Source organism: Mesorhizobium sp. P2_E10 (genome assembly GCF_056404235.1).
Genome location: NZ_JBFUEK010000003.1, coordinates 359091 through 383852 on the forward strand (window position 1 = coordinate 359091; position 24762 = coordinate 383852).

At 62.8% G+C, this 24762-nt stretch carries 28 protein-coding genes and 1 pseudogene; 18 read left to right on the top strand and 11 right to left on the bottom strand.

What is annotated here, in order from left to right; all coding sequences use genetic code 11:
* The first annotated feature begins 116 nt into the window (after positions 1 to 116).
* The 3 genes from AC1D0N_RS10655 to AC1D0N_RS10665 all read left to right on the top strand — a co-directional run bounded on the left by AC1D0N_RS10655 (position 117) and on the right by AC1D0N_RS10665 (position 2529).
* On the top strand, positions 117 to 410 hold the full coding sequence (locus AC1D0N_RS10655; RefSeq protein WP_477243539.1) for a hypothetical protein: 294 nt from the start codon (positions 117 to 119) through the stop codon (positions 408 to 410).
* An 86-nt stretch (positions 411 to 496) separates the two neighbouring features.
* Positions 497 to 1291 carry a TlyA family RNA methyltransferase gene (locus tag AC1D0N_RS10660; RefSeq protein WP_477243540.1) on the top strand — a complete coding sequence of 265 codons (795 nt, stop codon included), beginning with the start codon at positions 497 to 499 and terminating at the stop codon, positions 1289 to 1291.
* A complete protein-coding gene (locus AC1D0N_RS10665) occupies positions 1288 to 2529 on the top strand; it encodes a class I SAM-dependent RNA methyltransferase (protein ID WP_477243542.1) in 1242 nt (413 codons plus the stop codon). The genes AC1D0N_RS10660 and AC1D0N_RS10665 overlap by 4 nt, the downstream gene beginning before the upstream one ends.
* A gap of 7 nt (positions 2530 to 2536) precedes the next feature.
* Here the strand turns inward: AC1D0N_RS10665 and AC1D0N_RS10670 are convergent, their stop codons facing one another.
* From AC1D0N_RS10670 to AC1D0N_RS10690, 5 genes and pseudogenes are all read right to left on the bottom strand, one after another.
* Positions 2537 to 3187: a transglutaminase-like cysteine peptidase gene (locus tag AC1D0N_RS10670; protein WP_477243544.1), complete on the bottom strand. Its 651-nt coding sequence runs from the start codon at positions 3185 to 3187 to the stop codon at positions 2537 to 2539.
* Between the two features lie 151 nt (positions 3188 to 3338).
* Positions 3339 to 4751, bottom strand: a complete 1413-nt coding sequence (gene tldD / locus AC1D0N_RS10675) for a metalloprotease TldD (RefSeq protein WP_477244016.1) — start codon at positions 4749 to 4751, stop codon at positions 3339 to 3341.
* 318 nt (positions 4752 to 5069) lie between these two features.
* Positions 5070 to 5171, bottom strand: a pseudogene (locus tag AC1D0N_RS10680) (invasion associated locus B family protein); the annotation flags it as partial.
* A 32-nt stretch (positions 5172 to 5203) separates the two neighbouring features.
* Entirely contained in the window at positions 5204 to 5695 is a 492-nt protein-coding gene (locus AC1D0N_RS10685; protein ID WP_477243546.1) for an N-acetyltransferase family protein, read from the bottom strand.
* 7 nt (positions 5696 to 5702) lie between these two features.
* Positions 5703 to 6167 carry an invasion associated locus B family protein gene (locus tag AC1D0N_RS10690; RefSeq protein WP_477244018.1) on the bottom strand — a complete coding sequence of 155 codons (465 nt, stop codon included), beginning with the start codon at positions 6165 to 6167 and terminating at the stop codon, positions 5703 to 5705.
* Between AC1D0N_RS10690 and AC1D0N_RS10695 the strand changes: the two genes are divergently transcribed.
* The 14 genes from AC1D0N_RS10695 to AC1D0N_RS10760 all read left to right on the top strand — a co-directional run bounded on the left by AC1D0N_RS10695 (position 6091) and on the right by AC1D0N_RS10760 (position 17039).
* Positions 6091 to 6294 (top strand): hypothetical protein, encoded by a 204-nt coding sequence (locus AC1D0N_RS10695; RefSeq protein WP_477244040.1) that lies wholly within the window; start codon positions 6091 to 6093, stop codon positions 6292 to 6294. The genes AC1D0N_RS10690 and AC1D0N_RS10695 overlap by 77 nt on opposite strands.
* 322 nt (positions 6295 to 6616) lie before the next feature.
* On the top strand, positions 6617 to 7528 hold the full coding sequence (gene coxB, locus AC1D0N_RS10700) for a cytochrome c oxidase subunit II (RefSeq protein WP_477243547.1): 912 nt from the start codon (positions 6617 to 6619) through the stop codon (positions 7526 to 7528).
* Positions 7529 to 7565: 37 nt separating this feature from the next.
* Complete coding sequence (gene ctaD, locus AC1D0N_RS10705; RefSeq protein WP_477243549.1) at positions 7566 to 9218, top strand: cytochrome c oxidase subunit I; 1653 nt, start codon at positions 7566 to 7568, stop codon at positions 9216 to 9218.
* Between the two features lie 70 nt (positions 9219 to 9288).
* Positions 9289 to 10233 carry a heme o synthase gene (locus AC1D0N_RS10710; RefSeq protein WP_477243551.1) on the top strand — a complete coding sequence of 315 codons (945 nt, stop codon included), beginning with the start codon at positions 9289 to 9291 and terminating at the stop codon, positions 10231 to 10233.
* A 2-nt stretch (positions 10234 to 10235) separates the two neighbouring features.
* Complete coding sequence (locus AC1D0N_RS10715) at positions 10236 to 10391, top strand: hypothetical protein (RefSeq protein WP_477244042.1); 156 nt, start codon at positions 10236 to 10238, stop codon at positions 10389 to 10391.
* A gap of 8 nt (positions 10392 to 10399) precedes the next feature.
* A complete protein-coding gene (locus tag AC1D0N_RS10720) occupies positions 10400 to 11032 on the top strand; it encodes a cytochrome c oxidase assembly protein (RefSeq protein ID WP_477243553.1) in 633 nt (210 codons plus the stop codon).
* A gap of 1 nt (position 11033) precedes the next feature.
* Positions 11034 to 11915, top strand: a complete 882-nt coding sequence (locus AC1D0N_RS10725; protein ID WP_477243554.1) for a cytochrome c oxidase subunit 3 — start codon at positions 11034 to 11036, stop codon at positions 11913 to 11915.
* Positions 11916 to 12033: 118 nt separating this feature from the next.
* Complete coding sequence (locus AC1D0N_RS10730) at positions 12034 to 12525, top strand: L,D-transpeptidase family protein (RefSeq protein ID WP_477243555.1); 492 nt, start codon at positions 12034 to 12036, stop codon at positions 12523 to 12525.
* 3 nt (positions 12526 to 12528) lie between these two features.
* Positions 12529 to 12915, top strand: coding sequence for a DUF983 domain-containing protein (locus tag AC1D0N_RS10735; protein ID WP_477243557.1), 387 nt, complete (start codon positions 12529 to 12531; stop codon positions 12913 to 12915).
* A complete protein-coding gene (locus AC1D0N_RS10740; protein ID WP_477243559.1) occupies positions 12912 to 13667 on the top strand; it encodes an SURF1 family protein in 756 nt (251 codons plus the stop codon). The genes AC1D0N_RS10735 and AC1D0N_RS10740 overlap by 4 nt, the downstream gene beginning before the upstream one ends.
* Before the next feature lie 67 nt (positions 13668 to 13734).
* Positions 13735 to 14745 carry a 4-hydroxy-3-methylbut-2-enyl diphosphate reductase gene (gene ispH, locus AC1D0N_RS10745; RefSeq protein ID WP_477243561.1) on the top strand — a complete coding sequence of 337 codons (1011 nt, stop codon included), beginning with the start codon at positions 13735 to 13737 and terminating at the stop codon, positions 14743 to 14745.
* 7 nt (positions 14746 to 14752) lie between these two features.
* Positions 14753 to 15715 carry a homoserine kinase gene (locus AC1D0N_RS10750; protein WP_477243563.1) on the top strand — a complete coding sequence of 321 codons (963 nt, stop codon included), beginning with the start codon at positions 14753 to 14755 and terminating at the stop codon, positions 15713 to 15715.
* On the top strand, positions 15712 to 16251 hold the full coding sequence (rnhA, locus tag AC1D0N_RS10755; protein ID WP_477243565.1) for a ribonuclease HI: 540 nt from the start codon (positions 15712 to 15714) through the stop codon (positions 16249 to 16251). Before AC1D0N_RS10750 ends, rnhA begins: the two co-directional genes overlap by 4 nt.
* Before the next feature lie 128 nt (positions 16252 to 16379).
* Entirely contained in the window at positions 16380 to 17039 is a 660-nt protein-coding gene (locus AC1D0N_RS10760) for a hypothetical protein (protein ID WP_477243567.1), read from the top strand.
* A gap of 6 nt (positions 17040 to 17045) precedes the next feature.
* Here AC1D0N_RS10760 and AC1D0N_RS10765 read toward each other — a convergent pair whose 3' ends face one another.
* From AC1D0N_RS10765 to AC1D0N_RS10775, 3 genes are all read right to left on the bottom strand, one after another.
* On the bottom strand, positions 17046 to 17522 hold the full coding sequence (locus AC1D0N_RS10765; RefSeq protein WP_477243569.1) for a DUF2938 domain-containing protein: 477 nt from the start codon (positions 17520 to 17522) through the stop codon (positions 17046 to 17048).
* A gap of 9 nt (positions 17523 to 17531) precedes the next feature.
* On the bottom strand, positions 17532 to 18008 hold the full coding sequence (locus AC1D0N_RS10770) for a redoxin family protein (RefSeq protein WP_477243571.1): 477 nt from the start codon (positions 18006 to 18008) through the stop codon (positions 17532 to 17534).
* 86 nt (positions 18009 to 18094) lie between these two features.
* Positions 18095 to 18901 (bottom strand): protein-disulfide reductase DsbD domain-containing protein, encoded by an 807-nt coding sequence (locus AC1D0N_RS10775; protein ID WP_477243573.1) that lies wholly within the window; start codon positions 18899 to 18901, stop codon positions 18095 to 18097.
* 149 nt (positions 18902 to 19050) lie between these two features.
* Here AC1D0N_RS10775 and AC1D0N_RS10780 point away from each other — a divergent pair, with 149 nt between their 5' ends.
* Positions 19051 to 19659, top strand: a complete 609-nt coding sequence (locus AC1D0N_RS10780) for a YqgE/AlgH family protein (RefSeq protein ID WP_477243574.1) — start codon at positions 19051 to 19053, stop codon at positions 19657 to 19659.
* A gap of 292 nt (positions 19660 to 19951) precedes the next feature.
* On the opposite strand, the gene AC1D0N_RS10785 is transcribed toward AC1D0N_RS10780, so the two are convergent.
* From AC1D0N_RS10785 to AC1D0N_RS10795, 3 genes are read right to left on the bottom strand one after another with little or no spacing between them, the layout of a single operon-like run.
* Positions 19952 to 22840 carry an EAL domain-containing protein gene (locus AC1D0N_RS10785; RefSeq protein WP_477243576.1) on the bottom strand — a complete coding sequence of 963 codons (2889 nt, stop codon included), beginning with the start codon at positions 22838 to 22840 and terminating at the stop codon, positions 19952 to 19954.
* A 3-nt stretch (positions 22841 to 22843) separates the two neighbouring features.
* Positions 22844 to 23440 carry a GNAT family N-acetyltransferase gene (locus AC1D0N_RS10790; protein ID WP_477243578.1) on the bottom strand — a complete coding sequence of 199 codons (597 nt, stop codon included), beginning with the start codon at positions 23438 to 23440 and terminating at the stop codon, positions 22844 to 22846.
* Positions 23441 to 23455: 15 nt separating this feature from the next.
* Entirely contained in the window at positions 23456 to 24748 is a 1293-nt protein-coding gene (locus AC1D0N_RS10795) for a M16 family metallopeptidase (protein WP_477243579.1), read from the bottom strand.
* Positions 24749 to 24762: the final 14 nt, after the last annotated feature.

A 24762-nucleotide genomic window follows, 5' to 3' on the forward strand; every position in this document is an offset into this window, starting at 1 on the left:
TGGCGATCGTAACGCGCTGTTTACGTTGCCGTTTGTTGTTTTGCTTACCGTGTCTCTTGGCCGTTTTTCAACGGCGCCCTGCTATAGAACGTGCCCAAGGCAGGGAGTTAAGAACAATGAGAACGCTTCTGTGCGGCGTGGCCCTTTTGGCCGCTATCGCTGCGCCGGCTATGGCCGAAACGCGCTATGATCGCAACCTCGAAAAGGCGGTGATGGGCATCGTCGCCGGCAAGATCGGCGGCATCCGTGGCGGCTTTTCCTACAAGCAAAGGCTACAATTCGTCGTCATTCCGGACGCCGTATCAGTGGCACCCGGCCCCGCTGAGCCCCCGCGCAAGCAGGCTTCTGGCGACAGCAATGACAGTCTGACGCCGGCCGTCGAACGGCAGGTCTCGCGCACCATCTTCTGACACTCATCGACAGCTACGGTCGACCGATGATTGCCGATCGGCCCCAAGGTGCTTGCCATCATCGCCGGCTTTCGCCATGAAGGCCGATGAATTCCCCTCTGCCAACCAGCACACGCCAGCGGCTCGACGAACTGCTCGTCGCTCGCGGCCTGTTCGCCAGCCGTTCGCGCGCCCGTGACGCGGTCGAGCGCGGCACGGTGACGGTCGACGGCACCGTCGCCCGCAAGCCTGGCCAAGCCGTCTTGCCGCAGTGCCAGATCGCTATCGACGATCAGGCGCGGGGCTATGTTTCGCGCGCGGCGCTGAAGCTGATTGCCGGGCTCGATCATTTCGGCCTCGATCCAGCCGGCAGCGAAGCGCTCGACATCGGCGCCTCGACCGGCGGCTTCACCCAGGTGCTGCTCGAACGCGGTGCGGCCCATGTCACCGCGATCGATGTCGGACATGGCCAGATGCATCCCGACATATCAGGCGATCCGCGCGTGACGGCGATCGAAGGGCTGAACGCTCGCGAGCTTTCCGTCGCCGATCTGGCCGGTCGCATTCCGGATTTCATCGTTTCCGACGTCAGCTTCATCTCGCTAAAGCTGGCGCTGCCGCCGGCGCTCGCCTTGGCCCGAAGCGGCGCGAAAGCCGTGTTCCTGGTCAAGCCGCAATTCGAGGCCGGCCGCGAGGCGATCGGCAAGGGTGGGCTGCTGAAAGATCCTTACGATGCCGCGCGTGTTGCCGGCCTGCTGCAGGAGTGGCTCGAAGGCGTCGCCGGCTGGCGCACGCTGGGACTGCATCTGTCGCCGATCGAAGGTGGTGACGGCAATCGCGAATTCCTGCTTGCCGGTATCAAGGACGCCAAGGGCAGCGATCCCAAGGGGCGCGACCAATGAGCGCGCGCTTCACCATCGCGAGACTGGGCTTCCAGGGCGACGGCGTCGCCGAGGCCGAAACCGGCGAGGTGTTCATTCCCTTCGCCCTGCCTGGCGAAATCGTCACCGCCGCACGCGAAAAGGACCGTGCCACGCTGATGGCGGTGCTGGAAACGTCGCCATTGAGGATCGATCCCGCCTGCCGGCATTTCACCGAATGCGGCGGCTGCGCCCTTCAGCATCTGGAAGCCGAAGCCTATCACCAGTGGAAGCGCGAAAAGGTCGTGCAGGCGCTGAAGAGCAAGGGCATAGCCAGCGATGTAGGCGCGCTGGTGCCATGCGCGCCGCATACGCGCCGCCGCGTCGTCTTCACGGCCCGGCGCAGCGAGGCCGGCATGAAGCTGGGTTTCGTTCGCGCGCTGTCGTCGGAAATCATTCCCATCGAGGAATGTCCGATCTCCTTGCCCGAGATCGTCGCAGCGCTCGATCGTCTGAGGGCACTCGCAGAACTCGTATGCGCAACCACCAAATCGTTCCGCATGACGGTGACGTTGACCGGCTCGGGCCTCGACATCGCGGTCCACGAGTCCGGCAAGCTCGGCGAAAACCAGCGCCGCGTCGCTTCCAATTTTGTCATCGGCGAAGGACTGGCCCGGCTTTCGGTCGATGACGAGATCGTCGTCGAGCCGAAGAAGCCGGTGGTCATGTTTGGCGGCATCGCCGTCGCGGTGCCGCCGGGTGCCTTCCTGCAGGCGACGCAGGCCGCCGAGCAGGCGATGGCCGATATGGTCGGCAAGCATCTGTCGCGGGCCAAGAAGGTCACCGATCTTTTCGCCGGCTGCGGCAGCTTTGCCTTGCGCCTGGCGGCGAAATCGGAAGTCCATGCGGTGGAAGGCGATGCGGCAGCCCTTGCGGCGCTCGACCGGGGATTTCGTTTCGCCTCTGGGCTGAAGCGGGTGACCGCCGAACGCCGCGACCTGTTCCGCCGGCCGCTCACCTTCAAGGAGTTGAATGCCTTCGACGGCCTCGTCTTCGATCCGCCGCGCGCCGGTGCCGAGGACCAGTCGAAGCAGATCGCCCGTTCCGACGTGCCGCTGGTCGTCGCCGTCTCCTGCAATCCGGTGACGCTGGCGCGCGACCTGCGCATCCTGATCGATGGTGGCTATACGCTGAAGAGCGTCACCCCGATCGACCAGTTCCTGTGGTCGTCGCATGTCGAGGCGGTGGCGCTGCTGGAGAAGCCGAAACGGCGGCGTTAGCCGTAGGCTAGCTTGGCGACATCCGTTTCGGCGTGCCGCCCCGTTGGTTGATCGATACCCAGGTGTTTGGGTTCTGCTGCGACTGGCGTTTCAGGAAGTAATAGCCCGTCGCGTTCCACGGCCTGATCTCATCGACCAGATTGTCCAAGACAAGATCGCCCTTGTCGGTTTTCACCGTCAGGATGGTGTGGCCTTCATTGTTCAGGTCGCGCACGACCGTCATCAGCAGCGCCTGCCGCGGGAATCCTGCCTGCAGAAGCAGCTTGCGCTTGTAGAGCGCGTAGATCTTGCAGTCGCCCTTGCCGTCCACCGGATAGTCCCAGTGGTCCATCATCGTGCCCCAATGATCGAAATTGCTGACCGGTTTGATGGAGCTGTTCGCCTTCTGATTGACCCGCTTGAGGGTGCGCAGGTTCTGCGCGGTCAGCTTGATATCAGCGGCCGGCAGGGCAGGCACCTTGCACTCTTTTGGCCGGCGATGGCAGAAATCGATCCAGCCGTAGGGGACACTGGTGCTTCCGCCAACGACGGCAGATTGCGTCGGTCGCGACTTGAACCATGTCGACTGTGCTGACGCCGGATTGGCTTGCAGTGATGTCGCGCCAATCAATGAAACCAAGCCAAGCAGGAAAGCCAGGACGCCGGGGGAACGCTGCATTGCCAACACCACCGCAACGAGAAGGCTGGTACAGCGTTTGCGCGGAAACGTGGCCCAGGCGGTTAAACAGTTACCAATTTCCTAACGCCGATTGTGTTCACTTCAAGGTATGGCTGAGATTTAGGCTTGTTGCCGGAACACGGCGGCATCCTCAAACCCTGGTGCCGCCGACCGTCATCTGGTTCATCCTCAGATGCGGCTGGCCGACGCCGACCGGTACGCCCTGTCCGGCCTTGCCGCACATGCCGATGCCGTTGTCGAGCTTCATGTCGTTGCCGATCATCGACACCCGATGCATGGCGTCCGGCCCGTTGCCGATCAGCATGGCGCCCTTGATCGGCTGCGTCACCTTGCCGTTTTCGATCATGTAGGCCTCGGTGCAGCCGAACACGAATTTGCCCGAGGTGATGTCGACCTGGCCGCCGCCGAAGGACACGGCATAGATGCCGTTCTTGACCGAGGCGATGATCTCGTCCGGCTCCATGTCGCCCGAGGTCATGTAGGTGTTGGTCATGCGCGGCATCGGCTGGTGCGCATAGCCTTCGCGCCGCCCGTTGCCGGTGGCCTTCATGCCCATCAGCCGGGCGTTCTGGCGGTCCTGCATGTAGCCGACGAGCTTGCCGTCATCGATCAGCACGTTGCGGGCCGAAGGCGTGCCTTCGTCATCGACGGTCAGCGAACCGCGCCGCTCGGGCATGGTGCCGTCGTCGACGACGGTGACGCCTTTGGCGGCGACCTGCTGGCCCAGCAGGCCGGCGAAGGCCGATGTCTTCTTGCGGTTGAAGTCGCCTTCCAGCCCGTGGCCGACGGCTTCGTGCAGCATGACGCCTGGCCAGCCGCTGGACAGCACGATGTCGAAGGTGCCGGCGGGCGCCGGAATGGCGTCGAGATTGACCAGCGCTTGCCGCAGTGCCTCCTTGGCCGCGAGCTTCCAGCTGTCCTCGGCCAGGAATTCACCAAAGGCCTTGCGTCCGCCCATGCCGTAGGAGCCGCTCTCCTGGCGGTCGCCATTGCCGACGATGACGGACACGTTGATCCTGACCAGCGGCCGGATATCACGCACCATCTGGCCGTCGGCACGCACGATCTCGACATGCTGCCAGGAAGCAGCGAGCGAGGCCGTCACCTGGCGCACGCGCGGGTCCTCGGCGCGCAGCCAGGCATCGATTTCCTGCAGCAGCTTTGCCTTGACCTCGAATGAAGGCGAGGGGATCGGGTTGTCGTCGCCGTAGAGATGGCGGTTGGTGCGCGCGGGTGCCGCGGCGAGCGTGCCGGAATAGCCGCCCTTGACCGTTGCAACGGCGTCGGCGGCGCGCAGCAACGAGTCTTCCGAGAGGTCGCTGGAATGCGCGTAGCCGCTGGCTTCGCCGGCGACAGCGCGCAGGCCAAAGCCTTGGTCGGTGTTGAAATTGGCGGTCTTCAGCCGGCCATTGTCGAACATCAGCGCTTCGCTTTCGCTGTATTCGAGGAACAGCTCGCCATCGTCGGCGCCGTTGAGGGTCTCGGCGACGATCTGCTTGATGCGATCGTCGGAAATGTCGAATTGGCCGATCAGGCTGTTCATGGCAGGCCCGTTCGTGGGAAGAAGAATTGTCTCCCACGATGTAGGCGCGAAGCCGCGCCCAGACAATCGGCAAGATCGATATTGCCGATTGCCGGCGGCCGGCCAGGGCCGCGCTACTTCTGGTTCACGAAATCCTTGATATCGCTGGTCAGCGAATCCCAGGTCGAGAACTGTTTCCTCGAGATTGCCCTTGGTGATGCCGCCGACGAAGCTGACATCCATCTTGAAGTTGGATCCGTTGCCGGAATAGGCCTTGATCCAGCGATATTTCTTGTTCCATTCGTTGGCCTGGTCGGCCGTGAACGCATCTTCCGGCGTCTGGAAGACGATGAACGTGGCCGACGTGCCGGTCTTCAGCGTGTCGAGCAGCGGCTTTTGGAGAATGACCTTGGCATAGCAGCCATCCCGGAAACAGCGCACGAAATAGGCGCGGCCGATGAACGCGGTGGATGCTAAATCAGGCGCCGCGCCATCATGATTTCGTCGATCTCCCGGCCCTGGTGAAGAAAGCCGGCAGGGATGCGACCGATTTCATGAAAACCTTCGCGTTGATAAAATCGTATGGCGGCGGGATTTTCCGCGCTTACGGCCAGTTCAACCTGCCTGATGCCCAGTGCGCGGGCGTGTTCGAGCAAAAGATTGAGCATTGCGATGGCGCGTCCGTCGCCGCGCTCGGTGTCGCGCAAGTAAACCATGATGATGGTGGCGCGGTGCGCCATCTTGCTGGCCTGCTGTCGCATCAGGCCCATTATGCCGACAGGTTCATCGCCGCTAAAGCTGACGACAACCGGGTTGTTCGTCAGGCGCCGACGCCACTCCTCGTCCGGCAGACCTTCCCAATCCGCGAGGCTGCTGGCGAAGGCTTCGGGAGCGGCGCGCAACGCCTCCAGGCGAATTCGCTTGAAGATCTCGAAGTCGTTGGGATGGAGCAGTTTCTGGGCCAAAACAGTCTCAGGGCAGGGCGGCGAAACCGTCGGCGAACCCCTTGAGGTCGACGGGAATGCCGATGCCTTCTTCCGGTGTCTGGAAGACGATGAAGGTGGCCGAGGTGCCGGTCTTCAGCGTGTCGAGCAGCGGCTTTTCGAGAATGACCTCGGCATAGCAGCCATCCTGGAAGCAGCGCACGAAGTAGGCACGGCCGATGTCCTTGCCGTCGACATTGAGGCCAAGTCCGTTGGGCAAAAGCACGCCGAGCGGCGCCAGCACGCGCAGGATCTCGGCCTTGTTGTCGGCGGTGCGCAGCACGACGACGGAAAGCCCCATCTCGGGACGGTCCTCGGCGACGACGTTCTGCATCATCACGCATTGTTCCGACGTGGCGCCTGCTGGTGTGTCGCAGATGATCGACCACGCCCCATGCGTTGACCGCACCGTGCCGCTTGGCTGCGCGGCATTGGCCTGGCTGATGCCGGACAAGCCACCAGACAGCCCGATGCTAAACAGCGCGGCGACAAAGATGACCTTCGCCAAGTTTCTCGAAAGCCCAAAATCTGCCGAAAGCCAAGCGTTCATGACGGCTCCATTGCGAATCACGGCACTTTAAGCCGCGCCAAAGCCAAGTAAAGGATGAGACCGCCGCTGGTCTGCCCCGATAGCGGCCACAATCCGCTTTTCCCTAGCAAATTCGCCCGAATTGCGACCGTCAGGCGCATTCTGCCCGCATGCCTGCGCCGCCCGTCCATCCCCGATCCGCGCAAGGCAAAAAAGCCGCTATGGCACTTGCGCGCAAAAATGCCGCACGGTTTCCTCCGCTCCTTTCTTGCGGAGGCAAATAGAGTATGGTTTGAACCAGCCTTGGGACTGTCCGGGATTCCCATCCCGGCTTTATCAGATATTCTTGCGCTCCGATCGCGAGGAACCGGGAGATGATGAGGGCGATGAGAAAATTCCTAGCTAGCGCCAATTTTCTAGCAAGCGCCAAATCTCTGGCTGGCGCCGCCGCCGCCACAGTCTTTGCCGGTGCGTCCGCCCATGCGGCCCAGCCCCAGCCGTGGGAGACAGGTTTTCAGCCTCCGGCGACCGATATGATGCGGCAGATCGAGTGGTTCGGGAACTACACGCTTTGGTTCATCGTCATCATCACCGCCGTGGTGCTTTTCCTTCTCGCCTATTGCATCTGGAAGTTCCGTGCGAGCGTGAATCCCATCCCTTCGAAGACCAGCCACAACACGTTGATCGAAGTGATCTGGACCATCGGGCCTGTCATCGTCCTGCTCTTGATCGCCATACCGTCGTTCCAGCTGCTGACCGCGCAATACACGCCGCCGGAAGAAGCCAAGCTGACCATCAAGGCGACGGGAAATCAGTGGAACTGGGACTACGAATACCAGGTCGACAAGGCGCTTACCTTCAACTCGGCGATCCTCCAGGACGCTGACCGCGCCGCCGCCGGCAAGGACGATCGCAAGGTCTACCCACGCCTGCTCGCCGTCGACAATGAGATGGTGGTGCCGGTCAACACCATGACCCGCGTGCTGGTCACCGCAACCGACGTCATCCACTCCTTTGCCATGCCTGCGTTTGGCATCAAGATGGACGCGGTTCCCGGACGCACCAACGAGACCTGGTTCAAGGCGGAAAAGGAAGGCCTCTATTACGGCCAGTGCTCGCAGCTCTGCGGCAAGGACCATGCCTTCATGCCGATCGCGATCCGCGTCGTCTCCGATGCGCAGTACACGACCTGGCTGGCAGCAGCCAAGACCGACCTGCCCGGCGCCAACAAGGCGCTGATGGCCGAGGTCGATGGCACAAACAAGGTAGCGGCCGCCGGCAACTGACGCCGCGACCATAAGAGATCAGGGAACGGAGCGGAACATGGCAGACGCTGCAGCTCACGACGATCACGACCACAAGCCGTATCACGGCTGGGTCCGGTGGGTGTATTCGACCAACCACAAGGATATCGGTACGCTCTATCTGATCTTCGCGATCTTCGCGGGCATCGTCGGCGGGGCGCTTTCTGTCGTCATCCGCATGGAGCTGCAGGAGCCGGGCATCCAGATATTCACCGGCCTGGCGCAGATGGTCTACGGCATGAACGGCGATGCCGCCATCGATGGCGGCAAGAGCATGTACAATGCCTTCGGCACTGCGCACGCCCTGATCATGATCTTTTTCATGGTCATGCCCGCGCTGATCGGCGGCTTTGCCAACTGGATGGTGCCGATCATGATCGGCGCGCCGGACATGGCGTTCCCGCGCATGAACAACATCTCTTTCTGGCTGCTGCCGCCGGCTTTCATCCTGCTGATCACCTCGGCCTTCATGCCGAGCGCGCCTGGCGCCTACGGCGTCGGCGGCGGCTGGACGCTCTATCCGCCGCTGTCGACCTCGGGCCAGCCCGGGCCGGCGATGGATCTGGCGATCCTGTCGATCCACATTGCCGGCGCCTCGTCCATCCTCGGCGCAATCAACTTCATCACCACGATCTTCAACATGCGCGCGCCTGGCATGACCATGCACAAGATGCCGCTGTTTGCCTGGTCGGTGCTGATCACCGCCTTCCTGCTGCTTTTGTCGCTGCCGGTTCTGGCCGGCGGCATCACCATGCTGCTCACCGACCGCAACTTCGGCACCACCTTCTTTGCCCCGGATGGCGGCGGTGACCCGATCCTGTTCCAGCATCTGTTCTGGTTCTTCGGTCACCCGGAAGTCTACATCCTGATCCTGCCGGGCTTTGGCATCATCAGCCATATCGTCTCCACCTTCTCGAAGAAGCCGGTGTTCGGCTATCTCGGCATGGCCTATGCCATGGTGGCGATCGGCGCGGTCGGGTTCATCGTCTGGGCCCACCACATGTACACGACCGGCCTGTCGCTCGACACGCAGCGCTATTTCGTCTTCGCCACCATGGTCATTGCCGTGCCGACGGGCGTGAAGATCTTCTCCTGGATAGCGACGATGTGGGGCGGCTCGATTTCGCTGAAGCCGCCGATGCTGTGGGCGCTCGGCTTCATCTTCCTGTTTACGATTGGCGGCGTGACCGGCGTTCAGCTCGCCAATGCCGGTCTCGACCGGTCGTTGCACGACACCTATTTCGTCATCGCCCACTTCCACTACGTGCTGTCGCTCGGCGCGGTGTTCGCCATCTTCGCCGGCTGGTACTACTGGTTCCCGAAGATGACCGGGTACATGTATTCCTTCGCCATCGCCAACACCCACTTCTGGGTCACCTTCATCGGCGTCAACCTGATCTTCTTCCCGCAGCATTTCCTCGGCCTTGCCGGCATGCCGCGCCGCACCATCGACTACCCGGATGCGTTTGCCGGCTGGAACATGGTGTCGTCCTACGGCTCGTATATCTCGGCCGTCGGCGTGGCGATCTTCCTCTATGGCGTGTTCGAGGCTTTCCAGAAGAAGCGGGTGGCCGGCGCCAATCCATGGGGCGAGGGTGCCACGACGCTTGAATGGCAGCTGCCTTCGCCGCCGCCTTTCCACCAGTGGGAACAGCTGCCGAAGATCAAGTAAGGCAGCTTGAATACGAAACCGCCGGCGCGTCCGGCGGTTTTGGCCAACGGAATGATGGACTTAAGTACGCATGGCCCTAGTCGACGACCCATTGATTGACGAAGCGGGCTTTCGCATGTCGGAAGCCACGGCGGGCGATTTCTTCGCCCTGCTGAAGCCGCGCGTCATGTCGCTGGTGGTGTTTACCGCCTTTGTCGGCCTGGTTGCCGCACCGGTGACCATCAATCCGTTGCTGGCGGTGATCGCCATCCTGGCCATTGCCATCGGTGCCGGCGCGTCGGGCGCGCTCAACATGTGGTACGACGCCGACATCGATGCGGTGATGACCAGAACCGCCGGACGTCCGGTCCCGGCCGGCCGCATCCGGCCCGGTGAAGCCCTGAGTTTCGGCCTCGTGCTTTCGGTGCTGTCGGTGATGACGCTCGGCGTCCTGGTCAACTGGCTGTCGGCGACGCTGCTGGCCTTCACCATCTTCTTCTACGCCGTCGTCTACACGATGTGGCTGAAGCGCTCGACGCCGCAGAACATCGTCATCGGTGGCGCCGCAGGGGCCATTCCGCCTGTCATCGGCTGGGCCGCGGCCACCGGAGCGGTCAGCCTCGAAAGCCTCATCCTGTTCCTGATCATCTTCCTGTGGACGCCGCCGCATTTCTGGGCGCTGGCGCTGTTCAAGTCCGAGGACTATGCGAAAGCCGGCATCCCGATGATGCCGAACGTTGCCGGCCAGGCATCGACCCGGCGCCAGATCTTCGCCTACGCGCTGATCCTTGCACCGGTTGGCGTGCTGCCATGGATCCTCGGCTTCACCACATCGGCCTATGGCATCGCCGCATTACTGCTTGGCGCCGGCTTCGTCTGGTATGCCTGGAAGGTGCTGCAGATGACGGACGACGACCGCGTCATGAAGCCGGCCAAGGCCCTGTTCGGCTACTCGCTGCTGTATCTGTTCGCCATCTTCGCGATCTACCTTGCCGACTGCGTCGTCGGTCGCGCGCTCGCCATCGGTGGAGCATGACCATGGTCGACAAGAAGCTTGACCTAGTTACGTTGACGGATCGCCAGCAGAAAGCCCGGCGCAACCGTTCGGCCGCCATCGGCCTGGCGCTGGCCGTGCTTGTCGTCATTTTCTATGTCGCGACCATCGTGAAGTTCGGTCATTCCGGATCGATGTGAGGCTGACGATGAACCGCCAGACAGTCACCGATCCCGGGAAGAAGAACACCAACCGCATCGTCGCCGGCGTCTGCATCGCCTTTTTCGGCGGCATGATCGGCATGGCTTATGCCGCGGTGCCGCTCTATGCGATGTTCTGCAAGGCGACCGGCTATGGCGGCACCACAAGGCGCGCCACGCAGCAATATGCCGATCGTGTGCTCGACCGCGACGTCACCATCCGCTTCGACGCCAACACAGCCGGCGTTCCATGGCAGTTCGAGCCCGTGGCCCGCTCCATCGTCATCAAGATCGGCGAGACGGTTCAGGCGCACTATAGCGCGACCAACAAGTTTGACCGCGCCGTCACCGGCCGCGCCACCTTCAACGTGCAGCCGGAGCTGGCCGGCCCGTACTTCAACAAGGTTGAGTGTTTCTGCTTCACCGACACGACGCTGAAGCCCGGCGAGACGCTGGACATGCCGGTCATGTTCTATGTCGATCCCGACATCGTCAACGTGCCGGAACTGAAGGACTTGAAGACGATCACTCTATCCTACACGATGTTCCCGGTCGAAAAGAGCAGGCCGGTTGCGTCATCAGCGCCGATCGAAGGCAGCAGTAACAAAGTTCCAGATACCGAAGCAAATCTCGGGGGTTGATATGGCAGACGCGCACGCAAAACCACAACATGACTACCATCTCGTCAACCCGAGCCCGTGGCCCTTCCTGGGGGCCATCGGTGCACTGGTCATGGCCATAGGCGGCGTCGCCTGGATGCAGTATCTCAAGGGTGGCGATTTTCCGCTTTTCGGCCACAACATTGCCAATCCGTGGTTGTTCTTCATCGGCCTGGTCATCGTCCTTTACACCATGTTCGCCTGGTGGTCCGACACCATCAAGGAAGCGCATGAGGGGCATCACACGCGCGTCGTGTCGCTGCATCTGCGCTACGGCATGATCATGTTCATCGCCTCTGAAGTGATGTTCTTCGTCGCCTGGTTCTGGGCCTATTTCGACGCCAGCCTGTTTCCGGGCGAGGTCCAGAATTATGCGCGCACGGCGTTTACTGGTGGCGTCTGGCCGCCGAAGGGCCTCGAAGTCCTCGATCCCTTCCATTTGCCGCTCTACAACACCATCATCCTGCTTCTGTCGGGCACCACGGTCACCTGGGCGCACCACTCGCTCCTGCATGGCGACCGCAAGGGGCTGATCAACGGCCTGGTGCTGACCGTTGGCCTCGGCATGCTGTTCACCATGGTGCAGGCCTACGAGTACATACACGCTCCGTTCGGCTTCAAGGACTCCATCTATGGCGCCACCTTCTTCATGGCGACCGGCTTCCATGGCTTCCACGTCATCATCGGCACCATCTTCCTGCTGGTCTGCCTGGTCCGCGCGATGAAGGGCGATTTCACCCCCAAGCAGCATTTCGGCTTCGAGGCCGCCGCCTGGTATTGGCACTTCGTCGACGTGGTCTGGTTGTTCCTGTTCAGCGCGATCTATGTCTGGGGATCGTCCGGCGCTCTGATCGAAGGCCATTGACCGACTTCGCCGGGAGAATCGACCCGAGAAATCAGAAAGGCGGTTGCGACAACGCAGCCGCCTTTCTTCTTTTCGGCGCCATCTTCTTTCCGGCGCAATGATCGCCGATCGGTAGCCAATGCGGCTGACGATTTTCTGGACGATCTGCACATTTCTGTTCGCCGCCTTCCCGGCCTTTGCCATCGAACGCATCGACCTCGTGCGTGTCGACAAGTCGGAACGGCGGCTCCATCTGATCGGAGGAGGCAAGGTCCTCCGCAGCTACAGCATTGCACTGGGTGGCGACCCTGTCGGGCAAAAAAACCGGGAAGGCGACGAGCGCACGCCCGAGGGGCGCTACATTCTCGACTGGCGCAATCCCGGTAGCGTCGCCTACAAGTCGATCCACATCTCCTATCCCAACGCCGCACAAATCGAGGCCGCGAAGGCCGCCGGCATCGACCCCGGCGGCATGATCATGATCCATGGCCAGCCCAACGGCTTCGGCTGGTGGGGCTGGCTGCTTCAATTGGTCGACTGGACGGACGGCTGCATTGGGGTTACCGACTCGGACATGGATGAAATCTGGACTAGGGTGCCGGATGGAACGCCGATCGAAATCGAGCCGTAAAGCATGAGCGAAGACAAGGCTATCTGGCCACCGATCGATCCGATTTCGGCCGGCCTGCACGGCCGCTGTCCGCGCTGCGGCGAGGGAAAGCTGTTTTCCGGATTCCTCACCGTCGGCAAGCGCTGCAGCAATTGCGGCCTCGACTATTCTTATGCCGATGCCGGCGATGGGCCGGCGGTGTTCGTCATCCTGATCATCGGCTTTATCGTCGTTGGGCTGGCGCTGTGGATGGAAGTCACGCTGAATCCGCCGCTCTGGCTGCATTTCCTGCTGTGGATACCGCTGGCGCTGGTTCTGTGCCTGACGGCGCTGCGGCTGATCAAGGGCGTGCTTTTGACGCTGCAATACGCCAACAAGGCGGCCGAGGGCCGGCTGGACAGCGGGCAATGAGCCAGGCATCCGGTTTGGTCGCCGGCCGTTCGCGGCCAAAGACGGTATTGCTGCTCGGCCTTGGCCTGGTGCTGTTCTGTATCCTGCTTGCGCTCGGCACCTGGCAGATCCAGCGCCTGCATTGGAAGGAAGTTCTTCTGCAGACCATCGACCAGCGCACGCATTCCGCGCCGCTGCCGCTGGCGGAGGTCGAGAGACAGTTCACCGCCACCGGCGATGTCGACTACACCCCGGTGACGGTGACCGGCACGTTCCTGCATCAAGGCGAGCGCCACTTTTTCTCGACCTGGGAGGGCGCGTCCGGCTTCGACGTCGTCACGCCGCTGCAGCTGGACGACGGCCGCTTCGTGCTGGTCAACCGCGGTTTCGTTCCCTACGACCTGAAGGACGCGGCCAAGCGCACGCAGGGCCAGGTGGCGGGCAAGGTGACGGTGACCGGGCTCGCCCGCAATCCGCTGTTGGCCAAGCCGTCGATGATGCTTCCCGACAATGATGTGCAAAAGAACATCTTCTACTGGAAGGACCGCGACGCCATGGCCTCGAGCGCCGGCCTGCCGGCTGGTGCTGCGCTGGTGCCGTTCTTCGTCGACGCCAACGCCGCGCCGAACCCCGGCGGGCTGCCGGTCGGCGGCGTCACCATCATCGATTTGCCGAACAGCCACCTGCAATATGCCCTCACCTGGTATGGCCTGGCGGCTGCTCTGGCGGCGGTTCTCATCATCAGGTTGCGCCGTCCGGCGAAAGAGGAATGATCGTCGCCGCCCTTGACAGGGCAGGGGTGCACACCTCATTTCGGCTCTGAACAACGGCCCCGGATTCATGCTTCACACCAAGACCAAGCCACCGCTGACGATCAGGCTCTGCCAGCCGCGCGGTTTTTGCGCCGGCGTCGACCGCGCCATTCAGATCGTGGTGCTGGCGCTGAAGAAATACGGCGCCCCGGTCTATGTCCGCCACGAGATCGTGCACAATCGCTATGTCGTCGAGGGCCTGCAAAGCCTCGGCGCGGTGTTCATCGAGGAGCTGTCCGAGATCCCGGCTCAGCATCGCCAGTGCCCGGTGGTGTTCTCGGCGCATGGCGTGCCGAAATCGGTGCCGGCGGACGCCCAGGCGCGCAACCTCTTCTATCTCGACGCCACCTGCCCGCTGGTGTCGAAGGTCCACAAGCAGGCGATGCGCCATCAGCGCCTTGGCCGCCATGTGCTGTTGATCGGTCATGCCGGGCATCCCGAGGTGATCGGCACCATGGGCCAGTTGCCGGAGGGCGCCGTCACCCTGATCGAAACCGAGGCCGACGCCGCAACCTTTACCCCGGCCGACCCGCAGGCGCTGGGCTTCGTCACCCAGACGACGCTGTCGGTCGAGGATACCGCCGGCATCATCCGCGCCTTGCAGGACCGCTTTCCGCAGTTGCATGCCGCTGCGGCGGAATCGATCTGCTATGCCACCACCAACCGCCAGGAAGCGGTCAAGGAGACCGCTGCCGGTGCCGATCTCTTCCTGATCGTCGGCGCCCCCAACTCCTCCAACTCGCGCCGTCTTGTCGAAGTGGCGGAGCGTGCCGGCGCGACGATGTCGCTTCTCGTACAGCGCGCCTCCGAGATTCCATGGGATGACATCACCGGCATCTCGACGCTCGGCCTGTCGGCCGGCGCGTCGGCGCCGGAAATCATCGTCGACGAGATCATCGATGCCTTCCGGCAGCGCTTCGAGGTGACGATCGATCTGGCGGTCACGGCGACCGAAACGGAGGATTTTCCGGTAATGCGGGTTCTGCGCGATGTCGAACTGACGAAGGCCGACATGGCCTTCGTCAACGGAGCCGCGTGAACAGCCCATGGCGGTCTATACCGATGTCAGCGAAGGCGAGCTTGGCGCGTTCCTGAAGGCCTATCCGGTCGGCGATCTCCTGTCCTACAAGGGCATCGCCGAAGGCACCGAGAATTCGAATTTCCTGCTGCACACCACCAGCGGCGCCTACATACTGACGCTCTACGAAAAGCGCGTCGACAGGGCGGATCTGCCGTTCTTCCTCGGTCTGATGGGCCATCTCGCCAGGAAGGGGATTTCGTGCCCGCTGCCGGTCACCGCGCATGATGGCGGCGTCATCGGCGAGCTGGCCGGCCGTCCCGCGGTCATCATCACCTTCCTCGAAGGCCTTTCGCTGCGGCGGCCAACGGCAGGGCATTGCGGCGAGGTCGGCAAGGCACTGGCTGCACTGCACCTTGCCGGCCAGGACTTCGCCATGACCCGTCCCAACGCCTTGGCCATCGACGGCTGGCGCAAGCTGTGGAACGCGGCCCGCAACCGCGCCGACGAGGTCGAGCCGGGGCTGGCGGCCGAGGTCGATGCCGATTTCGCCGATTTCGAACGGAACTGGCCGACGGGCCTGCCGGAAGGCATCATCCATGCCGACCTTTTTCCAGACAATGTCTTCTTCCTCGGCGAGAAATTGTCGGGGCTGATCGATTTCTATTTCGCCTGCGACGATCTCTACGCCTACGATGTCGCCACCTGCCTCAACGCCTGGTGTTTCGAGAAGGACTTTTCCTTCAACCTGACCAAGGGCACGGCGCTGCTTGCCGGCTATCAGAGCGTGCGCCCGTTGAGCGGCGACGAGAAAGCGGCGCTGCCGATGCTGGCGCGCGGCTCGGCACTGCGCTTCATGCTGACCCGGCTCTATGACTGGCTGAACGTTCCCGATGGCGGGCTGGTGATGAAGCGCGATCCGACCGAGTATATCCGCAGGATGCGATTCCACCGGGCGATCCAATTTCCCTCCGAATATGGGCTGACATGAGCAAGCGCGTTGAAATCTTCACCGACGGTGCCTGTTCGGGCAATCCGGGTCCGGGCGGCTGGGGCGCGATCCTGCGCTTCAACGGCAAAACCAAGGAGCTGTCGGGCGGCGAGGCCGAGACCACCAACAACCGCATGGAATTGCTCGCCGCCATCTCGGCGCTGAATGCGCTGAAGGAGCCTTGCGCGGTCGACCTGCACACCGACAGCAAATACGTCATGGATGGTATTTCCAAGTGGATCCATGGCTGGAAGAAGAACGGCTGGAAAACCGCCGACAAGAAGCCGGTCAAGAACGGCGAGCTGTGGCAGGCGCTGGACGAGGCCAACAGACGCCATCAGGTGACCTGGAATTGGGTCAAGGGCCATGCCGGTCATCCCGAGAACGAACGCGCCGACGAGTTGGCGCGGGAAGGCATGGCGCCGTTCAAGAAAGGCTCGGCGAAGCTTGCGCCGGCTGCTGCCGCGCCGAAGGAAAGCGCGCCGGCCGGGAAGCCTTCGCCAAAGACCGTCAGGCGTTCGACCCAGAGCTACTAGGCCGGTCATGCCGGCTTTGCGCCGCGTCATCTTGCTGAGAAGCATGCAAGTCTAGGCTTTGGCTTAAATCAATCTTACACCCTGCGTGATAGACAGCCGCAATCGACCTGGTGTGAGGTATTGCGGCAATGTTCGGGCGCAGGACTTTCGGCAAGCAGCAGCACAGCTTTGCCGATCTGAAGAAAATGATGCGTCCGACGCCGGATACTGATGGCGTGACGCGCGTTTTCTCAAAAGAGCTTTGGGACGATCCGAAGATCGGCTCACTCCTGCGCGAAGTCGGCTTCGCGCCGGACGATGCGCGCAACATCATGCGAACGGCAGACGACTACATCGCTCTTTTCGCCGCGGCCAAATACCGGCTTCAGCAGCGCACCGAGGCCTTCAACAGCGAGATGGCGGCACGCCACGGCTATTGCCGTGCCACGCCCTTCCTGGTCATCGACGGCACGATCTGGGACGGCGAGCATGGCGCATTCCTCTATGCCCAGATGGATCTCGTCAGCTTCGACGACTGGAACGTCGTCATGTTGGCGGCGGATGCACGGACCACGCAATCATGCGGCCTGCCGGCCCATCCGGGCTCGGTTCCGGCGCTCAACCAGGCAATGACCGGGCACGTGATCCGGTGGAAGGCGCGCTACGAATCAGCACTCGAGGAATTCGGCGTCACCGCCACCGGCGGCCGGAGCATCACGCGGGAGCAATTCGAGGCGGAGAAAGACGCGCTGCGTCAGGAAATCATCGATACCGTCGCCTCGATGAAGCCGCGCACGGTCAGCGAATAGAGTGCCTCAGCGGATCAGTAGGGCCGTGCCGTAGAGGCCGAGCGCAAACACCGTGTGCGACACCAGGTTGAGGGCGCGGATCTGCATCGGATTGGGACGCTTGGATGCGGCCCAGCCGGCGCCCATGCCAGGGGCTAGCAGGAACCAGCCGGCGCCGACCGTGACCATGCCGAGGATGAAGGCGGGCAGGAAGGTCGGCGCGGCCAGCCACGCCGTCCCGGCCAACGCCACCAGGATAATGCCGTAGACGATGCCGACGAGATAGTGGAAGGCCCAGCCGAGCGCCGATTCATGCGCGTAAGGTGCGGCGTCACCGATGTCGTCGTGAAAAACCTTGCTCCTGAGATGCCAGACCCAGCGGCCGACCGGCCCCCAGTTCGGCCGCGGCTGAGCGAACGCCAAGTGCAGGAACATCGCCCAGATATCCATCAGCACCGTGGCGCCGATGCCGATCGCTATCGCGCGCCAAAGGACATCGGCCATGATTGATCCCTAGAGCTGTCCCAGAATGTGGGCCGCACCGGACTCGTCGACACCGGGCTTGGTCTCGACATTGACCGCGGTGACCTTGCCGTCATCCACGATCATCGAGAAGCGCTTCGAACGCAGCCCCATATCGGCGCTGATGTAGTCGAGGCCGATCGACTTGGCGAAATCGCCGGTGCCGTCGGCGAGGTAGAGGATCTTGCCTTCACCGCCGCTGAAGCGCGCCCAGGCGCCCATCACGTGCACGTCGTTGACCGAGACGACAGCGATGGTGTCGACGCCGCGCGCCAGGATGGCGTCATGGTTTTCGAGATAGCCGGGCAGATGGTTGTTACTGCAGGTCGGCGTGAAAGCGCCGGGAACACCAAACAGCACGACCTTCTTGCCCGAGAAAATCTCGGCGCTGGTGATGACCTTGGCGCCATCGGCGGTCATTTCCTTGAAAGTCGCATCGGGTAGTTTGTCGCCAACGGCAATCGTCATGAAATTCCTCGTTCGAAAAGCTGGAAGGACTTGGTCTTCGAGATAGCGAACTCAGGCGTTTCCCGCAACCGCTGACAAAGCCTGGATCAAGGGAAAGGCAAGAGGCCTTCGACGGCACCCTCGGCACTGGTCAGCGTGTAGTGAAGGCCGCCATCCGTCGGCGTCGTCGACGGCCGGTCGAGGATCGGCACCGTAAACACCAGCCTGCCGTCCTTCTCGCTGCGCACCGGGGCGCCGAACATGTAGTCGCGCTCGCCGGCGACGAAGAAATCGGCAGCGTCCGGATTGCCCGGAAAACTTGCCTCAACAACCAGCGTCTCATGGTCGCCCGGCAAAACAACGATGCCGAAATCGGGCTTTGCCTGGGTGGGCAGGGCTGCAAGCGCTGCCGCCACCTGCGCCGCGTCCTCGGCATTGTCCGGGTCAGAGGCAGGATCGACGCTCAGCCTGGTCTGCACCGGAATGCAGATCGTCTCGCAAATACCGAGAAAAATATCGGCGTCGATGACGGTCGCCTCTTTTGGCGCCGACAGCGTGAACGTCACCGGCAACGAAACCGGATGGTCGTAGCCGGCCCATTTGCCGTAGCCGTCATCGTGGCGCTGCGGCGGCGGAAACGACAGCGCGGCGTCGGCAATGTTGGTGCTGGCCGAGATGTCGAGTTGCGGCGGCACGCCGGCGTCACCCGGATCGCGCCAATAGGTCTTCCAGCCGGGCTTCAGCGCAATGTCGAGGACGCCATGGATGCGGCCGGCTTCGTCGGGTTTGCCTGATGTCACCAGCCGCACCTTGCCGCCTTCGCTGTCGTACCAGGCTGACGACGAGGCAGCGGCGGGCAAGCCGGTTCCGCATCCAATGACCGCAGCGAGCAGCATGATTTTCAAGCGTTGCATGGCGGTGATTTGATCGTCCGTTCGTGTCTGCGCAATGGCGTCATGGGATCGCCCGTATCATATTTGCGTGACCTGCGGCAGGGCGGCCAAATCCGAATCGCGCGTGTCGCATCTTTTCGGCGCTTTGGAAACGCGTTACGCTCCTGTCCATGGACTTGTTGCGGCACAAGAAGACGGCGGCCCAGCGCGGCTTTCTCGACGACCAGTTCCTGATTGCCATGCCTGGCATGAAGGACGACCGCTTCACGCGCTCCGTCATCTACATTTGCGCGCACAGCGACGAAGGCGCGATGGGCCTGATCATCAACCAGACGCAGCAGATGCTGTTTCCGGACCTCCTGGTGCAGCTCGGCATCATGAACGAGCAGGAGGCGATCCGCCTGCCCGCGCAGGCCCGCGATTTCGTCGTGCGCAATGGCGGCCCGGTTGACCGCAGCCGCGGCTTCGTCCTGCATTCGGGCGACTACCGGGTGGAATCGTCGCTCACCGTCTCCGACGACATCTGCCTGACGGCGACCGTCGACATATTGCGTGCCATCTCGTCGGGCCGCGGTCCCAGGCATGCGCTGATGGCGCTTGGCTATTCAGGCTGGGGCGCCGGCCAACTGGAAACCGAGATCGCCGAGAATGGCTGGCTGACCTGCCCGGCAAATGCCGAGCTTCTGTTCGACACCGATATCGAGCGCAAATACGACCGCATCCTCGCCTCGATCGGCATCGATCTGGCGCATCTCAGCCTGGCTGCCGGTCACGCTTGAAGTCTCGCTTTCGTCAAACCTCCGAGATTGGCCGAAGCCTCCCCAACTTCGTCATCCTAGGGCGAAGCAGGAGCGAAGCTCCGTCGCGGAGACCCTAGGATCCATTCCGTGAACTCGATCGAAGAGCGCAGCGGAGCAGAATTTCTGAACCGTTGCAACGCCTTAACCTCCCGGCATGGATCCTAGGGTCTGCGCCGCGTCGCTGCGCTCCTTGCTCCGCCCTAGGATGACGAAGGGATAGGCGTCTCGGCCAATCGCCGAACTCCGCGCCCAGGCAACGCGCCTGAACGCGTCACGCCTGCGTCATCGGATACTGTTCCTTCAGCGTCTTCAGCACCTGGTCGGCGGGCATCGGGGCGCCGAACATGAAGCTCTGCACATATTCGCAGCCCATCTGGCGCAGCTCCAGCGCATCGCTTTCGTCTGAAATGCCCTCGGCCACCACCGACAGGCCGAGTTCATGCGCCATGTTGACCATGGACTTGAGCAGCACGGCGCGCTTCGGCGTCGCGTCGTCGACAAAACTCTTGTCAATCTTGATGGTGTCGAAGGGGAAGCGCGTCAGATAGGCCAGCGACGAATAGCCGGTGCCGAAATCGTCCAGCGACAGGCCGATGCCGAGCTGCTTCAGCTTGGTCAGCACATGCGAGGTCTGCTCGGGATTGTCCATCACCAGCGATTCGGTGAGTTCGAGGCGGAAGCAGCGCGGCTTCAGATTGGCGCGCGCGATGACGGAGCGCACATCGCTGACCAGATCGCGGCGGATCAGCTGGCGGCTGGACAGGTTGACCGAAACCGACAGCGGCGTGTCGCCGATCTGTTTTTGCCAGCCGGCGAGGTCTTCCGCCGCCTGCTGCATGGCGAACAGCCCAAGCTGCACGATCAGGCCGCAGCTTTCTGCGACCGGGATGAAATCGCCCGGCGGGATCATGCCGCGGCGTGGATGGTCCCAGCGCAGCAACGCCTCGAAGCCGGCCGTGCTGCCGTCCTCCAGCCGCACGATCGGCTGGTAGGCAAGCGTGAATTCGCGCCGCTCGATGGCGCGGCGCAAATCGGACTCGAATTGCAGCCGGTCTGTGCCGACGGTGCGGAAGGCCGGCCGGAACGGCTCGATCCTGTCGCCGCCGAAACGCTTGGCCTGGTGCATGGCAAGCTCGGCATCCTTGACCATGTCCTCGGCCGAGGTCTGCGCCGAGGTCCAGGTGATCAGCCCGATCGAGGCGGTCAGCACGATCTCGCGCTTGGCGAAGGTGATCGGGTTGTTGATCGCATGCTTGATGGCGTCGGCAACGCCGGCGATGCGGGCCGGGTCCTGTTCGGACAGCAGCATCAGCGCGAACTGGTCGCCGGCAAAGCGCGACAGCGAATCCTTCGGCTTGAGCAGCCGGTGCAGCCGGCGCGCAATGGTCAAAAGGATGGTGTCGCCAGCCGAGATGCCGAGCCCGTCATTGACCTGCTTGAAGCGGTCGATGTCGATGACGAAGACGGTTGGCCGCACCTTCTCTTCGGTGCGGGCGATCGAGATGATCGCCTCCAGCCGGTTCATCAAAAGTTCGCGGTTGGGCAGCCCGGTGAGATTGTCGTGCACGGCGTCGTGCAGCAGCCTTTCCTCGGACTTCTTCTGCTCGGTTACGTCGATCATCGTGCCGACGCAGCGAATCACCTCGCCGTCCGAGCCGATCACCGGCCGGGCGCGCAGCGAAAACCAGTGATAATGGCCGTCGGCGCCGCGCAGGCGGAAATTCTGCGACACCCGGCCGCGCCGGTGTTCGAGCACCACGTCGAGCGTGGTGCGGAACGTGTCGCGGTCGTCGGCATGCAGCACCGGCAGCCAGTTGCGGGCAGCGCCGCCAAGGCTGTTGGGTGCCAGGCCAAGCTGGATGCTGACGTCGGGCTTGGTGACGACGCGGTCGCGCAGCACGTCCCAGTCCCACACCGTGTCGCCCGAGCCGGCAACGGCCAGCGCCTGCCTCTCCAGGTCGGAAAACAGGCCCTGATGCAGCGCGCCACCGGCAAAGGCGTGCTGCATGACGGTGAAGCCGATCAAAAGGATGATCAGGATCAGCCCGCCGCCAAGTGCGGGCTGGGCGATATCATTGTCGAGCATGCCGGTGATCGCCATCCACGACCCGCACAGCCACAACAGCACCATCACCCAACTGGGCACCAGCATGATCGCACGATCGTAACCACGAATACCGAGGAAGATGATCAGGCCAAGTCCGGTCAGCGCGGTGGCGGCAAACGAGATGCGGGCGATGCCGGCGGCAACCGCCGGGTCCACGATGGCCACACCGGCGATCAGCACCAGCCCGAGGATCCAGACCAGTGCACCGTAGCTGAAATGGCCGTGCCATCGGTTGAGGTTGAGATAAGCAAACAGGAACACCACGAAGGTCGCCGCCAGCGCCACCTCCGTTCCCGCCCGCCACATCTGCTCATTTCCGGGTGATATCTCTATGATCTTGTTTAGAAAGCCGAAATCGACGCAGATATAGGCCAGCACCGCCCAGGCAAGGGCCGCGGTTGCCGGGAACATCGAGGTTCCCTTGACGACGAAAAGGATGGTCAGGAACAGCGCCAGCAGGCCGGCGATGCCGATGACGATGCCGCGAAACAGCGTGTAGGAATTGACCGAGTCCTTGTATTTTTCCGGGTCCCACAGATAGACCTGCGGCAGCTTGGGGGAGGCGAGTTCCGCGATGAAGGTGATCACCGTTCCGGGGTTCAGCGTCACCCGGAACACGTCGGCGTCGGGGCTGGTCTGGCGGTCGAGCGCGAAGCCTTCGCTGGGCGTGATCGCGGCGATGCGGGTCGAACCGAGATCCGGCCAGAAGATGCCGGAATTCACCAGCCGGAAATGCGGCGCGACGATCAGCCGGTCGAGCTGCTGGTCGGTGGTGTTGGCCAGCGCGAACACCGCCCAGTCGCCGGTCGAGCGCGCATCATTGGCCTCGACCTCGATGCGTCGCACGATGCCGTCCGGCCCAGGCGCGGTCGAGACCTGGAAATTCTCGCCCTGGTTCCGGTAGATCTCGACGGCGCCCGAAAGGTCGAGCGCCACGTCGTCGCGGGCAATCTTGATCGGTTCGACGGCGAAGGCCGAGACCGCCGCACACAGCGTGACGATTGCCGCCAGGGCGAAGGCCAACAGCGACCTGTTTCGCAGGATATTCGTCAAAAATCAGCCCTTCGTTCCAGCGCCCGGCGGATCGTCCGCGATCCGGGCGTAGAGGTAGTGGTCCTGCCAGATGCCGTTGATCCTGAGATAGGATCGAAGAAGTCCTTCGCGCCGGAATCCGGCTTTTTCAAGCACGCGGATCGACCGGGCGTTGTCGGGAATACAGGCAGCTTCGATCCGGTGCAACCTCAGCGTATCGAAGGCAAAGCGCGACACCACCTTGACCGCGTCGGTCATCAGGCCACGGCCGCCAAAGCGCTCGCCGATCCAGTAGCCGATATGGCCGCTTTGCGAAACGCCGTGGCGGATGTTGCCGAGGGTTATGCCGCCGGCCAGCTTGCCGCTGCTCTTCTCGAAGATGAAGAAGGCGATCGCGGTTCCCTGCGCATAGTCTTCGCGGTAGCGGCTGATGCGAAGCCGCCATGCCGTGCGGTCGAGCTCGTCAGGCGTCCAGCGCGGCTCCCACGGTTCGAGGAAGCCGCGGCTTTCGCCGCGCAGTGCCGACCACTCGCGGTAGTCGTTGGTGAACGGCACGCGCAGCGTGACGTGGTCACCTTTCAGCGCCGGCAGGTCTCGGCGAAAGAAAGGGAGCGCGAACACAACGCCTGGACTGATTTAGACGGCGAGCTTGCGGGCCGTGGTCTGCGTGCCCGAGAGCGAGTCGAGGATAGACTCGTAGGGTGCAAGCGTACCCACCGGTCCGACAGCGGTAAGCGTCGGCTTGGTCGAAAACAGCCGCGACGAGAGATCAGTCAGTCGCTCGATGGTCAGCGCCGACAGCCGCTCCATCAGCTCCTCCTTGGCGATCGGCCGGCCGAACAAAAGCAGCTGCCGGGCGATCTGCGAGGCACGGCTGGCCGGACTTTCGGCCGACATGATCAGCCCGGCGCGGTATTGCGCGCGCGCCCGGTCGAGTTCCTCCTGCAGGATGTTTTCACCGGCTTTCTGCAACTCGTCGATGATCACAGGCACCAGTTCGGCAATGTCGCTCTGCCCGGTCGCGGCGTGGACGCCGAATATGCCGGTATCGGAAAAGCCCCAGTGGAAGGCATAGACCGAATAGCACAGGCCGCGTTTTTCGCGGACTTCCTGGAAAAGCCTGGACGACATGCCGCCGCCAAGGATCATCGACAGAACCTGCGAGGCGTAGAAGTCGCGCACATGATAGGCGCGGCCCTCGAAGCCGAGCACGATCTGCGCGTCCATCAGGTCGCGATCCTCGCGGAAATCGCCGCCGACATACTGCGCATATTGCGGCATTGTGCTGTCGGCCTTGCTGCGGAAGCCGCCGAGATGCTTCTCGACCTCGCGCACGAAATTGTCGTGCTTGATGTCGCCGGCAGCGACGACCACCATACGCTCGGCGCCGTATTGCCGCTCGATAAAATCGTGCAACTGCTTGGAGGTGAAGGATTTGACGGTTTCCGGCGTGCCGAGGATGGAGCGGCCGATCGTCTGATGGCGGAAGGCGGTCTCGGTGAAGCGGTCGAAGACGATGTCGTCGGGCGTGTCGTGCGCGGCGCCGATCTCCTGCAGGATCACATGCTGCTCGCGTTCCAGCTCCTGCGGGTCGAACTCGGATTCCTGCAGGATGTCGGAGAGGATATCGACCGCCAGCGGCACGTCGTCGGAGAGCACCCTGGCATAATAGGAGGTGGTCTCGACGCTGGTCGCGGCATTGATCTCGCCGCCGACATCCTCGATTTCCGAGGCAATCTCGAATGCGGTTCGCCGCTTCGTTCCCTTGAACGCCATGTGCTCGAGCAGATGGGCCATTCCGTGCTCGTCGTCACGCTCATTGCGTGCGCCTGACTTGACCCAGGCACCAAGGGCAACGGATTCAAGACTTGGAAGGGTTTCGGTGGCGACTGTCAGGCCGTTCGACAGACGGCTTACCTCAACACCCATATGGCTAGTACTCC